The 14,441-nt window shown below is 72.7% G+C and carries 11 protein-coding genes; 9 read left to right on the plus strand and 2 right to left on the minus strand.

Annotated features, from left to right (window positions below; genetic code table 11):
• Nucleotides 1–126: 126 nt before the first annotated feature.
• The 5 genes from J421_RS02265 (at nucleotide 127) to J421_RS02285 (ending at nucleotide 8,282) form a co-directional block, all read left to right on the plus strand.
• On the plus strand, nucleotides 127–1,614 hold the full coding sequence (locus J421_RS02265; protein WP_104022150.1) for a TolC family protein: 1,488 nt from the start codon (nucleotides 127–129) through the stop codon (nucleotides 1,612–1,614).
• 74 nt (nucleotides 1,615–1,688) lie between these two features.
• Nucleotides 1,689–2,930 (plus strand): efflux RND transporter periplasmic adaptor subunit, encoded by a 1,242-nt coding sequence (locus tag J421_RS02270; RefSeq protein WP_025409540.1) that lies wholly within the window; start codon nucleotides 1,689–1,691, stop codon nucleotides 2,928–2,930.
• Between the two features lie 41 nt (nucleotides 2,931–2,971).
• Nucleotides 2,972–6,169, plus strand: coding sequence for an efflux RND transporter permease subunit (locus tag J421_RS02275; protein ID WP_025409541.1), 3,198 nt, complete (start codon nucleotides 2,972–2,974; stop codon nucleotides 6,167–6,169).
• 285 nt (nucleotides 6,170–6,454) lie between these two features.
• On the plus strand, nucleotides 6,455–7,471 hold the full coding sequence (locus J421_RS02280) for a hypothetical protein (RefSeq protein WP_025409542.1): 1,017 nt from the start codon (nucleotides 6,455–6,457) through the stop codon (nucleotides 7,469–7,471).
• A gap of 79 nt (nucleotides 7,472–7,550) precedes the next feature.
• On the plus strand, nucleotides 7,551–8,282 hold the full coding sequence (locus tag J421_RS02285) for a sensor histidine kinase (RefSeq protein WP_025409543.1): 732 nt from the start codon (nucleotides 7,551–7,553) through the stop codon (nucleotides 8,280–8,282).
• A gap of 90 nt (nucleotides 8,283–8,372) precedes the next feature.
• Here J421_RS02285 and J421_RS02290 read toward each other — a convergent pair whose 3' ends face one another.
• Complete coding sequence (locus tag J421_RS02290; protein WP_158508633.1) at nucleotides 8,373–8,915, minus strand: MerR family transcriptional regulator; 543 nt, start codon at nucleotides 8,913–8,915, stop codon at nucleotides 8,373–8,375.
• Between the two features lie 131 nt (nucleotides 8,916–9,046).
• Nucleotides 9,047–10,366, minus strand: coding sequence for a phospholipase D-like domain-containing protein (locus J421_RS31950; protein ID WP_158508634.1), 1,320 nt, complete (start codon nucleotides 10,364–10,366; stop codon nucleotides 9,047–9,049).
• Between the two features lie 142 nt (nucleotides 10,367–10,508).
• Between J421_RS31950 and J421_RS02305 the strand changes: the two genes are divergently transcribed.
• The 4 genes from J421_RS02305 (at nucleotide 10,509) to J421_RS32545 (ending at nucleotide 14,376) form a co-directional block, all read left to right on the plus strand.
• Nucleotides 10,509–12,200 (plus strand): ArnT family glycosyltransferase, encoded by a 1,692-nt coding sequence (locus J421_RS02305; protein WP_158508635.1) that lies wholly within the window; start codon nucleotides 10,509–10,511, stop codon nucleotides 12,198–12,200.
• A 115-nt stretch (nucleotides 12,201–12,315) separates the two neighbouring features.
• Nucleotides 12,316–13,014, plus strand: a complete 699-nt coding sequence (locus tag J421_RS02310) for an SDR family NAD(P)-dependent oxidoreductase (protein WP_158508636.1) — start codon at nucleotides 12,316–12,318, stop codon at nucleotides 13,012–13,014.
• A 177-nt stretch (nucleotides 13,015–13,191) separates the two neighbouring features.
• Nucleotides 13,192–14,028, plus strand: a complete 837-nt coding sequence (locus J421_RS02315; protein WP_025409547.1) for a replication initiator protein A — start codon at nucleotides 13,192–13,194, stop codon at nucleotides 14,026–14,028.
• 198 nt (nucleotides 14,029–14,226) lie between these two features.
• A complete protein-coding gene (locus J421_RS32545; RefSeq protein ID WP_158508637.1) occupies nucleotides 14,227–14,376 on the plus strand; it encodes a hypothetical protein in 150 nt (49 codons plus the stop codon).
• The last annotated feature ends 65 nt before the right edge of the window (nucleotides 14,377–14,441 follow it).

Raw genomic sequence — 14,441 nt, forward strand, 5'->3', positions numbered from 1 at the left:
GAAGCGCGAACGGCGGCCGCGGGACTGGCCGCCCTACCCCGTTCGGCCGTATCCCCTTTCGACGCACCCGATTCCGCCTCGCACGCACGATTGAACGTTCCCCCTCCGGCGCTCGTATACTGGCGTATGCCGACGCAGTCATTTCCGGGCGCACCTCGACGGTGCGTCTCATCGTTTCTTGGCCCTGTCGCCGCCGCCCTGCTCGCCGGCGGCGCGGGGCTCGCGCCGCTCGTGCCGCTCTCGGCGCTCGCCGCGCAGCCGCCCGTCACGCTCCAGGCGCGCGGCGACACCCTCCTCGTGTCGCTTCCCGACGCCGTCACGCGCGCGCTGAACGTCGGCGATGAGGTGCGGATCGCGGACGCGCAGGAGGACGCCACCGGCGCGCAGCTGACCGTCGCACGCGCGACGGCACTGCCGCAGCTCCGCTTCAACGGCGGCTACACGCAGACCATCGAGAACGCGCGCTCGACGATCGTCAGCTCCGTGTTCGCGCAGCGCTACAACTACAACGGCAACGTCAACCTCTCGATGCCGCTGTTCCAGGGCGGCCGAGCGGTCGCCGGGATGCAGGGAGCGCGGCACACCCAGGCGTCGAGCCGCTTCGCGACCGCGGAGACGCGCGCGCAGGTGACCGTCGACGTGCAGCGCGCGTACCTGAACGCGCTCGCCGCCGATCAGCTCGTGGCGATCCAGGAGCGCAACCTCGCGCTCTCCACCCAGCGCGTGGCGCAGGCCGAGCAGCTCGAGCGCGGCGGACGCGCGTCGCGCTACGACGTGCTGCGCGTGCGCGTGGAGCGCACGAACCTCGAGCCGCTCGCCATCCAGGCGCGCAACGATCGCGAGCTCGCGTACCTCGAGCTGAAGCGGCTGCTCAACCTGCCGCTGGAGCGGCCGCTCGCGCTCACCACGAGCGTGTCGACCGACTCGACGTCGGTGCTCGCCGTGCTCTCGCGCGTCGCGTCCGACACCGAGCCCGGCGACCGCGGGCTGCTCCGCGCGTCGGAGGAAGCGGTCGGTGCGCGCGCGGCCGCCGTGAAGGTGGCCCGCGCCGACTACCTGCCGACGATCAGCGTGTTCTTCACGACCGGCTATCTCGCACTGCCCGCGACGCCGGCGTTCCCGTTCCGACTCGGCCGCGCGAGCAACGACCTCTGTCCGGTGGGGTCGCCCGACACGCGCATCTGCCAGAACAACGGCTTCTTCGCCGACCGCTCGGCCGGCCTGCAGGTGAGCTGGCCGCTGTTCGACGGGCTGCGCACGAAGGGGAACGTCGACCTCGCGCAGGCGAACCAGCGCGTCGCGGAGCTGCAGCTCGCGCAGACGCGCGAGCGTGTGGCGGTCGAGGTGGCACAGGCGCGCGCGCAGGCACGGCGCGTGACGGCGCTCTTCCAGTCGCAGCGCGCGAACGTCGCACAGGCCGAGGAAGCGTTCCGCCTCGCCGAGCTGCGGCAGACGCGCGGCCTCGGCACGCAGCTCGAAGTCTCCGACGCACAGCTCGCGCTGCTCACCGCGCAGACGAACGCCCTGCGCGCCACGTTCGACGTCTATCTCGCGGCCGCCGATCTCGATCGCGCGCTCGGCCGGCCGATTCCCCTCGTGGGACAATCTCAATGACCAAGGATCACTACCACGCTCCACGCGCCACGCTCCACGCTCGGCCAGCTCGCGGCGGATGGCGAGCGCGGAGCGTGGCGCGTGGAGCGCTCATCGGAGCGCTTCTGCTGCTCGGTGCATGCGGCGGCAAGTCGTCGGACGCCGAGGCGGCCGGCACCGCCGCCGGGCGCGGGGCCGAAGGGGGCCGCGGCGGCGGACCGGGTGGCGGTGGCGGCCCCGGTGGCGGCGGGCGCGGCGCGTCGACGATCATGCTCTCCGGGGCCGACGTCGCGACCGTGCACCGCGGCGCGATCGAGTCCGCGGTGCCCGTCACCGGCGACCTGCGCCCGCTCGAGGTCATCGACGTGCGCGCGCGCATCGAGGGCGACCTCGAGGCGGTGCTCGTGCGCGAGGGACAGCGCGTGGGCGCGGGAGAGCTGCTCGCGCGCTTCGAGTCGGTGACGCAGCAGAGCGACCGCGCGAGCGCGGAAGCGGATCTCGCGAGCGCGCGCGCCTCGGCGTCGACCGCGGAGTGGAACGCGAAGCAGTCGGAGGATCTGTACAAGGCCGGCGCGATCGCCGAGCGCGACATGCGCGCCGCGCGCAACGACGCCGACGCCGCGCGCGCCCGCGTCGCCGCCGCGCAGGCACGCCTCGCCGCGACGTCGAACACGGCGCGCGACACGCGCGTGCTCGCGCCGAGCGGCGGTGTCGTCGAGAAGCGGCTGGCCGAGCCGGGCGAGCACGTCTCGCGCGGCACGACGCTGTTCACCGTGGTGCGCGGCGACGTGCTGGAGCTCACCGCTGCGGTGCCCGCGCGACTCGCCGGCGACGTGCGCCCCGGGCAGGTCGTGCACTTCGTCGCCGACGCGCGCCGCTTCGACGGCACCGTCTCGCGCGTGAGCCCGACCGTGGATCCCACGTCGCGCTCGGTGACGGTGTACGTCCAGATCCCGAACCCGAACGGCGCGCTGAAGGGCAACACGTTCGCCACGGGTCGCGTCGTCGCGCGAACCGCGCAGGGCGCGCTGCTCGTCCCGACGGCCGCGGTGCGCCAGTCGCCCGAGGCGGCCGACAAGCCGTTCGTGTACAAGATCGACGGCGACAAGCTCGCGCGCACGCCGGTGAGCATCGGCATCGTCGACGAGTCGCAGGGGACGGCCGAGGTCCTCGCCGGCGTCGACGAGGGCGACAAGGTCGTCGCCGGCAACGTCGGCACGCTCGGGAACGGCATGAAGGTGCAGGTGCTCGACGCCGATCCGACCCGTCGGAACGGCGCGCCCGGCACCGGCGGCGGGAACCGCGGCGCCGCCAACGCTCGCCGCCCGCGCGGTTGATGCGCCCGCAGTAATCGACTCCGTCGTACCCGACTTCGCCCATGTTCATATCGGACGTCAGTATTCGTCGGCCCGTCTTCGCGACGATGATGATGCTCACCCTCGTGGTGCTCGGCGTCGTCGCGTACCAGCGGCTCGCGATCGACGAGTATCCCGACATCACGTACCCGACGGTCATCGTCAACACGACGTACCCGGGCGCGTCGCCGCAGACGATGGAGCGCCAGGTGTCGCGCCCCATCGAGGAGGCGGTGAACACCGTGCAGGGGATGTACGAGGTCTCCAGCACCTCGCTGCAGGGGAGCTCGCTCGTCCGCCTGCAGTTCAACCTCGGCGTCGACATCCAGGCGGCGCGGCAGGACGTGCAGGCGAAGGTCGCCCGCATCCGCCGTCAGCTCCCGCCGAACATCGACGAGCCGATCATCCAGAACTTCGATCCGAACGACTCGCCGATCGTGACGCTCGCCGTGCAGAGCGGCGAGCGCAGCCTGCGCGAGATCACCGATCTCGTCGACGAGTCGGTCGTGACGCGCCTCGAGGCGGTGCCCGGCGTCGGTGCGGTGAACCGCTCGGGCGGCGCGGCGCGCACCATCCGCGTGCAGCTCGATCCCTCGGCGATGCGCGCCTACGGCATCAGCCCACCGCAGGTGATGCAGGTGCTCGACCGGGAGAACCAGGAGATCCCCGCCGGGCGCGTGGACCGCGGCAACGTCGAGCAGCTCGTGCGCATCACGGGGCGCATCACCGATCCGAAAGCGTTCGCCGCGATCCCGATCCTCGTGCGCAACGGCGTCGCGGTCACCATCGGCGACGTGGCGACGGTGGTCGACGGCATCGCCGACAAGCGCAACGCCTCGGAGCTCGACGGCAAGCCGGCCGTCTCGGTGGACATCGTGAAGCTCTCCGGCGCGAACACGGTGGCCGTCGCCGACTCGGTGAAGGCCGCGGTGGCCGACCTGCAGCGCCGGCTGCCGAGCGACGTGCGGATCCAGCTCACGAAGGACGACTCCAAGCGCATCCGCGACTCGCTCGAGGACGTCGAGATGAGCATCGGGCTCGGCGCGCTGCTCACGATCGCGATCATCTACCTGTTCCTGAACTCCTGGCGCTCGACGGTCATCACCGGCCTCGCGCTGCCGATCTCCGTCATCTCGTCGTTCTTCGGCATGTGGCTGTTCGGCTTCACGCTGAACACCATGACGCTGCTCGCGCTGTCGCTCGCCATCGGGCTCCTCATCGACGACGCCATCGTGGTGCGCGAGAACATCGTGCGCCACATGGAGATGGGGAAAGACCACCACCAGGCGGCGAGCGAGGGGACGAGCGAGATCGGGCTCGCCGTGTTCTCCACGACGATGGCGGTGATCGCGGTGTTCATCCCCGTGGCGTTCATGGGCGGCATGATCGGCCGCATCTTCTTCCAGTTCGGCGTCAGCGTCGCGTTCGCGGTGCTGGTGTCGCTGTTCGTGTCGTTCACGCTCGACCCGATGCTCTCGAGCGTGTGGTACGACCCCGACGTGGAGGGGGGGCACGCGTCGCGGCGCGCGACGCGGAACCCCGTCCGCCGGTTCGCGTTCGCGTTCAACGACTGGTTCGAGCGCGTGGGCGACCGCTACCCGCGCGGGCTCTCGTGGGCGTTGCGGCACCGCGCGATCGTGATGGCGGGCGCGCTCGTCTCCGTCGTGATCGCGTTCCTCATCGTGCCGAAGCTCGGCTTCACGTGGATGCCGGACCTGAACGGCGACGACTACTCCGTCAGTGTCCGCACGCAGCCTGGCTCGACGCTGGAGTACACGCTCGAGCGCACGCGCGCGGTGGTCCGCGAGATCAAGAAGGACCCCGACGTCGAGTTCACGTACCTGAACGTGGGCGGCGGCTTCCGCGGCACGCCGAACAACGGGAACGTCAACATCAAGCTCAAAGAGTCGACGAAGCGCGACCGCGACCTGAAGGACATCCAGAACGATCTGCGCGACCGGCTGCGGCACGTGGCCGGCATGCGCGCCACCATCCAGGGCGCGTCGAGCATCTTCGGCGGCCGGGGCCAGCCGATCCGCGTCAACATCCAGGGCCCCGAGATCACGCGCCTGAAGATCGCCGCGGCCCAGGTGCTGGAAGCCATGCGCACGATTCCCGGCGTGGCCGAGCCGACGTCGAGCGACGAAGGCGACATCCCGCAGCTCGACGTGCAGGTGGACCGGCAGCAGGCATGGGCGGCCGGCGTGAGCGTGGGGACGATCGGGCAGACGCTGCAGCCGCTGTTCGCCGGCCAGCGCGCCACGCGGTGGGAGGATCCCCTCGGCTACGAGCACGACGTGATCGTGGTCTACCCGGACTCGCTGCGCACGACGGCGGCGAACGTGGCCGACATCCCGGTGCCGCGCTCGGGCACCGGCACGTTCACGGGGACCAACGCCACGTCGGGCACGACGCCGGTCGCCGGCGCCCCTCCGGGGACGATCGCGCTCGCGCAGGTGGCGGACATCCGCGCCGGCGTCGGGCCGCAGCAGATCGAGCGGCGCCAGCTCGAGCGTCAGATCACGATCAACTCCGGCGTGCTCCCCGGCTACGGCCTCGGCGACGTCGCCGATCGGGTGAAGTCGGCGATCGACTCGCTCGGCCTGCCGCCCGGCTACCACGCGGTGTTCACCGGCGACGTGCAGAGCCTGAACGAGACGAAGGGCTACGTCCTCTCGGCGCTGCTGCTCGCGGTGGTCTTCATCTACCTGATCCTCGCGTCGCTGTTCGGGTCGTTCCTGCAGCCGCTGGCGATCATGCTCGCGCTCCCGCTGAGCTTCATCGGCGTGACGCTCGCGCTGCTGCTCACGAACGGGAACATGAACGTGATGAGCATGATCGGCATCATCATGCTGATGGGGCTCGTGACGAAGAACGGCATCCTGCTCGTGGACTTCACGAACCAGGAGCGCGCGAAGGGCAAGGCGCGCGTGGAGGCGATCCTCACCGCGTCGCGCGAGCGTCTGCGCCCGATCATCATGACGACGATCGCGATGATCTTCGGCATGATCCCGCTCGCGCTGGCGATCGGCTCCGGCGCCGAGCAGCGCGCGCCGATGGCGCGTGCGGTGATCGGTGGCCTCATCACGTCGACGATCCTCACGCTGTTCGTCGTGCCGGTGATGTACACGCTGCTCGACGACGTCGGCCACGCCGTGCTGTCGCGCGTGCGCCGCGCGCCGACGCACGTCCCCGCACCGGAGCCCGTCTCCGGCGACTAACTGCGAGGGCAGGAGGGCACGAGGGCAGGAGGGCAGGAGAGTCATTGGCTCTCCTGCCCTCGCGCGTTTCGCGCGCGCCCTCGTGCCCTCCTGCCCTCGGTGTTAAGTATTCGTCGCGTTCTGCGCACAACGCGCCGCGCGCGCGAGGAACATATGTCGGTACGGGGCACGCGACCTGCGTGCGACCTGCGTGCGACGACGCGGAGGCGAAGCGATTCCCCCGCACGCCACGCCGACGACAAGGCGACACACTCCACAGCAGGCGACACACGCACAGGAGGCGCTATGCCGATGGGTGACGAGCTGCACGACGATCTTCGCTTCGCCGACCGCGACGACGACGACCTCGGGGGCTTCGAGGATCCGGGCTACGCGGACGACGAGGAGGAGGACGAGGAGGACGAGGCCTACGGGACCGGCATCCGGGGCAACGCGGACTCGCTGTTCGACAACCCCGACGAGGACGACGACGACGAAGAGCTCGGGTTCGGCGCCGAGGACGAGGACGACGAGGAGGACGACGCGGACCTGTTCGGGTCGGCCGGCGGCGCCGGTGCGGGCGGGGGGCGCGGCCGACCCGCGGGCGGTGCGACCCGCGGTGCGGCGGGTGGTGCCACGAGCGGCGGCGCGTCGAAGGGCGGCGCGTCGAAGGGCGGCGCGGCGAAGGGCGGTGCGGAGAGCGGCGGCGCGACGAAGAGCGGCGCCACGAAGACCGGCGCGACGAAGGGCGCGGCGACGAAGGGCGCGGCGACGAAGGGCGCGGCGACCAAGAGCGGGGCGACGAAGAGCGCTGCCCCGAGCCCCGCGACGGGCGCGACGAAGGGCGCGACGAAGGGCGCGACGAAGAGCGCCGCGAAGGGCGGCTCCGTGGGCGCGACGAAGAGTGCGGCCAAGGGCGGCGCCGAGCGCGGGTCGAGCCGGGGCGGCGCGGCGACGCGCGGCGTGGCGAAGGGCTCCGCGAAGGGCACCGGCAAGAGCACCGGCGGCGGCGCGACGAAGGGAGCCCCGAAGGCCGGCGGCCGGACCTCTCCGGGGCGCGGCACGAGCACGAAGGGCGCGACGAAGGGCGCCGCGAAGACCGCCGGCCGCAGTGCCGCGGGCGGCGCGAAGAAGGGGGTCACGAAGGGCGGCGGCGCGGCGAAGCGCGGCGGCCCGACCCGCGGCGCGACGAAGGGCGCCGGCAACACCAGCCGCGGCGGCGGCGCGCAGCGCCCCGGCGGCAGCGGCGCGGGCGCGGCCAAGGGTGGCGCGAAGCGCGGCGCGGCGAAGGGCGGCGCGAAGAAGGGCGGCCGCGCGCGCTGAGCCGCGCGCCGGGCACACGGCGGGGGACCACCGGTCCTCCGCCGTTTCGCGTCGATATCCCGAGCCCTAACTTGGCGCCATGGCCTCCCTGTCCCCCTCCCCGTCACCCACGACGGCACCGCGGCCGGCCGACGAGCGCGCCGAGCGGCGGCGGCGGCACGAGACGATCGGCGAGGTGGCGGCCGGCGTCGCGCGCGAGCTCCAGAACCCGCTCTACGGCATCTCGTCCGCCGCGCAGCTGCTGCGATTCCGCGTGCGCGACGACCCGGTCGTGGAGCGCAACGTCGGCCGGATCCTGCGCGAGGTGGAGCGCATGAACCGCCTCGTCACCGAGCTGCTCGACTTCGGCCGCCCCACGCCGCCGCGACTCACGCCGGGCGATCCCGACGCGGTGTGGGACACGGTGCTCGAGAATGAGCGCGGGCGCCTCGAGAGCAAGTCGCTGCTCGTGCAACGCACGCGCGCCGAGCCGCCGGCGAGCTGCCGCATCGACGCCGAGCTGCTCGCGCAGGCGTTCCGTCACGTGCTCGTGAACGCGATCGACGCCGCGCCCGACGCGAGCGACCTCGCGCTCGCGTCGTCGGTGACGCCCGACGGATCGTGGCACTGCACGCTGCGCAACGCCGGTCCGCCGCTCGCCGGCGAGGCGCAGGAGCGCGCGTTCGAGATCTTCTACACGACGAAGGCCGGCGGCACGGGCCTCGGCCTCGCGCTCTGCCAGCGCGTCATCGACGGCCACGGCGGCTCGATCACGCTCGAGAACGCGCAGCCGGACGGCGTGGCGGCCACGATCGACCTGCCGCACGGCTAAGGCGGAGGGCAGGAGGGCAGGAGCGCAGGAGGGCAGGAGAGCTTCGGACTCTCCTGCCCTCCTGCGCTCCTGCCCTCCTGCCCTCGTGCCTTACGCCATCCGCCCCAGGGCGGCGCGCACGGCCTCGCGCAGCGCGACCAGGCCGTCCTCCGACGAGGCGGACGAGTCGTCGCGCACGTGGATCTCGATGCCCTCGGCGACGGGGAGCCGACGCCACGTGGCGGGGCCCTCCTCGCTGCGGCGCGCGAGCGCGGCGCCGTCGCTGACGCCGAGCGCGGGAGCGAGCGAGTTCGCGACGCGACGCTCGAGCGCGTCGCCGCTCACTTCCTTCATCTCGCGCTTGATCGCGTCGAGCGTCTGTCCCTCGCGCTGCCGGATCTTGATGCCGAGCAGCTGGAGGAGATGACGGTAGCCGTACGTGGCCGAGGTGCCGGTCCCCTCCGGGCGGTCGAGCAAACCGTTAGACACGTAGAAGCGCACCGAGCGCGCGCTCGGTGCCGCGCGCGCCGATGCGTTCGTGGGGCGCAGTCCCGCCGCGTCGACGAGCGCGGTGGCGTGCGCGGCGAGGCTGCGCGCGTTGAACGGCGCGTGCCGCGCGTGCAGCCGCAGCAATTGCACGGGGGAGTCAGCCATGCGCGAAGGATATTGCCCCACTCCTGGGCGTTCCAGGCCACGTGCCCAACCCGACGTCACGACCGACATGGCAGCTCCTCGCGGCGGAAGGGGCGCGACGCTACACGGCACCCGTCACGCCGGCGTCACGCTCAGAGCAGCCGCTCGAGCATGTCCGCCATCGCCGAGCGCGCGCGGCGCCACCACGGCCACCGCCGCACCTCGGCCAGCGTCATCTCCTTCGACGCCTTGAGGTCGTTCAGGAACATCGTGTCCATGCCGGCGACGATGCGGCGATCGTAGATCAGCAGCGTCGTCTCGTTGTTGAACGCGAGCGAGCGGTTGTCGAAGTTCATCGACCCCACCGAGCCCCACACGCCGTCGGCGCTCAGCGTCTTCGCGTGCATGTTCGCGGGTTGATACTCGTAGATGCGCACGCCCGCCCGCAGCAGCTCCGGGTAGCGCCACTGTCCCGCCCACAGCGTGGAGCGCACGTCGGTGTTCGGTCCCGTCGTGAGGATGCGCACGTCGACGCCGCGCTTCGCGGCGGCCTTCAGCAGGTTGCGGAAGTCGTCGTCGGGGACGAAGTACGCGTTCGTGATGTAGAGCGTCTTGCGCGCCCCGGCGATGGTGAGCGCGTAGAACCGCTCCGCGGGCGTGCTCCCGGTCGACGGCACGGCATGGAACAGCCCCGCGCGCACGGTGCCCGCGGTGTCGAACGACACCGGCGGATAGAACGCATCGCCGGTGAGCAGCTCGCCGGTGGCCTCCGCCCACGCGACGGCGAACGCCGCCTGCAGCTCGGCGACGGCGGGGCCCTCGAAGCGCACGTTGGTCTCGCGCCACTCGTCCGGCTTGTGGCCGCTGCCGAGCCAGTAGTCGGCGAGCCCGAAGCCGCCGGTGTACGCGACGCGCCCGTCGACGACGATGACGCGCGCGTGCGACCGCTCGGTCGCCATGTGCAGCGTGTACCACCGCAGCTGGCGGAGGTACGCGACCTCGACGCCCGCGGCGGTGAGCGACGCCCGCCACTCCTTCGTGAGGCTCTGCGCGCCGAAGCCGTCGAGCAGCAGCAGCACGCGCACGCCGCGCTTCGCGCACTCGCGCAGCACCGCGCCCATCGTGTCGGCGACGGCGCCGGGCTTCGCGAAGTACATCTGCACGGTGACGGTCTGACGGCACGTGCGGATGTCCTGCCACAGCAGTGGGTACGTGCCGACGCCGTTCTCGAGCACCTGCACGGCGTTCCCCGCCTCGAGGTCGACGCCGGTGTTCAGCTCGATCGTGCGACGGAACAGCGGGTCGTCGGTGGCCGGCGGACCGCGGGGATCGCCCTTCGCGAGCACGTACTCCACCGGCGTGCCACGGGTGACCGTGAGCAGGCCGATGAGCGCGAACACGAGGACCACGATGAGCAGCAGCGCGAGCGCGATGCGCTTGAGCCAGACGAGCATGCGCCGGCTGTTGTGCACGCCTCGTTCCCGTTCCGCGATCAAGGAAGCGTGTGATCCACGACGCGCCGCGCGTCTGGACTCGGGGGGGGCCGGACTGTACGCTTGCGCCGTCGTCGCCCAGCATGACCCAGCATGGGTGGCCCGTGCCGCACCCCAGATGATGCCCGATCGCCTCGCGACGCCGCCGCGAACCGGCTACGCGCCCGTCATCACGCCGGCTCGCTACACGCGCCCGATCGTCGCCGACGACGAGCCGCCCTATCCGATACGCGCGCGCTGGCGCAACCCGGTCTGGATCGGCCTCGTCGTCGCGGGCGTGGTGACGTTCGTGGTGCACATGGTCGCGAACCTCGTGTCGCCATACGGCCCGCACCGCGACGAGCTGCTGTATCTCGCGATGGGGCGCCATCTGCGGTTCTGGGAGATGGACTTCCCGCCCGGCATCGCCGTCGTGGCCGAGCTGACCCGGGGGCTGATCGGCGCATCGCTGCCCGCGATCCGGCTGTCGAGCGCGCTCGCCGCGACGGCGCTCGTGATGCTCGCGTACGGGCTCGCGCGGCTGTTCGGCGGACGCGGACGCGCGTGCGCGCTCGCCGGCCTCGCGGTGCTCGCGAGCCCGCTGTTCCTCCGCACCGGCACGCTGTTCCAGCCGGTCGTGTTCGACCAGCTGTGGTGGACGCTCGGCTTCGTCGCGCTCGTGCGCATCGGCACGCTCGCGCCGCGCGGTTCGATGCGGCGTCCGCGCGCGACGCCGGCGCCCGATCGCGTGGCGTGGCTCGGGCTCGGCGCCGCGGTGGGGCTCGGGCTGCTCACGAAGTTCAGCATCGCGTTCTTCGCCGTCGCGGTGCTCGTCGGCGTGCTCGCCACGCCGCTCCGCCGTCGCCTCGCGACACCGTGGCCGTGGGCCGCCGTCGCCCTCGCGCTGACGATCGGCGCGGCGAGCCTGGTGGGGCAGATCCGGCTCGGCTGGCCGGTCGTGGGGCAGCTGTTCGACCTGCGCGCGACGCAGCTCGAGCGCGTGGGGCCGATCGAGTTCGTCGCCGGCCAGCTGCTGCTCGGCCCCGCGTTCGCGCTCGCGGTCCTTGGCGCGTGGCACCTGCTGCGTGCCGAGGACGCGGAGCGCTGGCGCGCCGTGGGATGGGCGTGCGTGACGGCGTTCGTGCTCCTGCTCGTGCTGCGCGGGAAGCCGTACTACCTCGGCCCCGTCTACCCGGTGCTGTTCGCCGCCGGCGCGGTGGCGTTCGAGCGGCGCGTGCTGCGGCTGCCGCGGCTCTCCATGCGGCGGATCGCGCGCGGGGCGGCCTACGCGGTGATCGCGGCGTACGGCGCGGTGACGCTCCCGTTCGGGCTCCCGATCCTCGCGCCGGCGTCGATGGCGCGCTACGCGTCCGCGCTCGGCGGCACCGGGACGACGACGAACACGGGTGGTCGGCTCGCGCTGCCTCAGGACTACGCGGACATGCTCGGCTGGCCGGAGCAGGCCGCGCGGGTGGACGCGATCGTGAACACGCTGCCGCCGGCGAAGCGCACCGACGTCGTGCTGCTCGCCGGGAACTACGGCGAGGCGGGCGCGCTTGAGTACTACGGTCCGCCGCTCGATCTGCCGCCGGTGGTGAGCCCGGCGGGGAGCTTCTGGTTCTTCGGTCCGGGTGACCTGCCCGGCACGACGACGATCGCGGTCGGCATCCCGCTGCAGCAGCTCCGCCGCTACTTCCGCCGAGTGACGCCGATGGGGCGCATCCGGCACGAGCTCACGCGGTGGGTCGTGGACGAGGAGCGCGACGTGGTCGTGGCGCTGTGCGAGGAGCCGTATCAGACGCTGCAGGACGTCTGGCCCAACCTGAGACCCTGAGCGGCGACCCTGTGACGGCGACCTCGCGACGGCGAGCCGGTCACGGCGAACGGTCGCCGTCGACGGGGTCGCCGTCTTCATGTCGCCGTCTCCAGCGCGCCGTCGAGGGGCACGAATGAACGTCCTGATCACCGGAGTGGGCCGAGAGGGGCAGATTGGCGAGGCGCTCGCCGCGGCGTTCGCGGCGGACGGTGCGCGGCTCCTGCTCGTGGACCGCACCCGCGCAAACGTCGAGGCGCGGGCCGCCGCGGTGCGGGCGCGCGGCGCGGAGGCGCACGCGTTCGACTGCGACCTCACGGACGCCGACGCCCTGGCGCGGCTGGCCGACGACGCCGGGCAGGCACTCGGCGGCGAGTCGCTCGACGCGGTGGTGTGCGCGGCCGGGGGCTTCGGCCCGACGGGACCGCTCGACCAGGGGAGCGTGGCGGACTGGGACCGGATGCTCGCCGTGAACCTCGCGACGGCGCACCGGACGACCCGCGCGCTGCTCCCGTCCCTCCGCCGGCGAGGCGGGGCCCTCGTCTACTTCACGTCGCCGGCGGCGCTGCCCGGCGCGGCCGCGGGTGGCATCGCGGCGTACGCGGCGGCGAAGGCGGGCGTGATCGCGCTCATGCGCGCGGTGGCCGCCGACGAGCGGGCGCATGGCGTGCGAGCGAACGCGGTCGCGCTGAGCGCGGTGCGGACGACGGCGAACGTGGCGGCGATGGGCGGCGACGGGCCGTTCGTGGAGCGGGAGGACGTCGCGCGGGTGGTGCGGTGGCTGTGCTCGGCCGAGTCGGCGAGCGTGACAGGGCAGATCGTGCGGCTCGGCTAGATCTGGTGCGGCGGCGCTGATACGACGGCGCTGAAGCCTCGGCGCTGATACCGCGGCGCTGATCCCGCGCGTTTCCAGCGCCGCCGGACCAGCGCCGAGGCTTCAGCGCCGCGGTTCCAGCGCCGCCGCACGAGGGTTCAGTCGTCACCAACCCCAGCCGGGTTGTAGTTTCCGTGCATGCCCCTCGCGTCCCGTCGCTCGCAGGTGACCACGGTCCTCCTCGATCGCGCGCTCGAGGTGCTGCCGCTGTTTCGCCTCAGCGACTCGGCCGACGACGGGGCGCTGCAGTACGCCCCGGACGGCGGGGGCCGCTGGCGGGTGCTGCCGGCACCGGGTGACCGCCTCCCCGGCACGTTCGACCAGGACGTCTACGTCGAGCTGCTGCACCGCTTCCACGAGGCCGACTGCCCCGACGACGGCGCGCTCACGTTCACGCTGCACTCGTTCCTGCGCACCATGGGGCGCAAGGCGGACGGCCGCACGTACGAGCAGCTCCGTGCGGCGCTGTCGCGGCTCGAGCGCACGACGCTGGAGTCGACCGACGCATGGTTCAGCGCGGCCAGCGGCGCGCCGGCGACGCTCAGCTTCACCATCCTCAGCGCGGTCGTCATCGAGCGTCGCCGGGTGGGCGACCGCGAGCAGCTCGCGCTCTTCCCCTCCCTCACCGCGAACGAGCCCGGCGACGCCCGCGTCGTCCTGTCGCCGCCGCTGCGCGCGAACATCGCCGCGCAGCACGTGACGACGATCTCCTGGAGCCGCTACCAGCAGCTCAACTCGCCCGTCGCCCGCCGTCTCTACCGATTGCTCGCCGGGCTCCGCGTCGAGTCGGCCGGCCGCTGGCGCGCGCCGCTCGACCGGTGGGCCGAGCAGCTGCCGCTCTCCCAGCGCTACCCCTCGCACCTCCAGCGCGTGCTCCAGCCCGCCCACGAGATGCTCGTCGCCGGCGGCGTCGTACGCAGCGCGGCGATCCGGCAGGAGGGGCGGGAGTGGTGGGTGGAGTATGCCATGAAATGATGAGGCGGCGCTGATGGGGCGGCGCTGTTGGGCGGCGCTGGAACGGCGGCGGTGAACGCGCGGGGTATCAGCACCGACGTATCAGCGCCGCCCCATCAGCGCCGAAGCATCAGCGCCGCCTCACCAGCCCTCCCCATGCCGCTCCCTCTCGACAAGACTCTCAAACGTGAAATCCTCATCGACGGCGTCCCCCACACCGTGACCGTCGGCCCCCGGGGGGTGAAGGTGACGGCGAAGGGGTTCCGCATCGGTCGCGGGCTGAGCTGGCGGGCCATTCTCGCGCTCGGCGCCGAGGAAGGACCGGAGCCGCCCGGACGCACGTCGGGAGCGCCGGCGGGAGAGCCGTGAACGGCACGCGATACGCGGATGCACCGCCGGAGACGGCCGGGCGCCAACGGGTGTAGCAACGGAAC

The sequence above is a fragment of the Gemmatirosa kalamazoonensis genome, from assembly GCF_000522985.1.
GTDB lineage: Bacteria > Gemmatimonadota > Gemmatimonadetes > Gemmatimonadales > Gemmatimonadaceae > Gemmatirosa > Gemmatirosa kalamazoonensis.

Excerpts from the sequence above, each read along its gene's own strand:
- J421_RS02265 (WP_104022150.1), top strand. The coding sequence starts at position 127 with ATGCCGACGCAGTCATTTCCGGGCGCACCTCGACGGTGCGTCTCATCG.
- J421_RS02275 (WP_025409541.1), top strand. The coding sequence starts at position 2,972 with ATGTTCATATCGGACGTCAGTATTCGTCGGCCCGTCTTCGCGACGATG.
- J421_RS02280 (WP_025409542.1), top strand. The coding sequence starts at position 6,455 with ATGCCGATGGGTGACGAGCTGCACGACGATCTTCGCTTCGCCGACCGC.
- J421_RS02285 (WP_025409543.1), top strand. The coding sequence starts at position 7,551 with ATGGCCTCCCTGTCCCCCTCCCCGTCACCCACGACGGCACCGCGGCCG.
- J421_RS02290 (WP_158508633.1), bottom strand. The coding sequence starts at position 8,915 with ATGGCTGACTCCCCCGTGCAATTGCTGCGGCTGCACGCGCGGCACGCG.
- J421_RS02305 (WP_158508635.1), top strand. The coding sequence starts at position 10,509 with ATGCCCGATCGCCTCGCGACGCCGCCGCGAACCGGCTACGCGCCCGTC.
- J421_RS02310 (WP_158508636.1), top strand. The coding sequence starts at position 12,316 with ATGAACGTCCTGATCACCGGAGTGGGCCGAGAGGGGCAGATTGGCGAG.
- J421_RS02315 (WP_025409547.1), top strand. The coding sequence starts at position 13,192 with ATGCCCCTCGCGTCCCGTCGCTCGCAGGTGACCACGGTCCTCCTCGAT.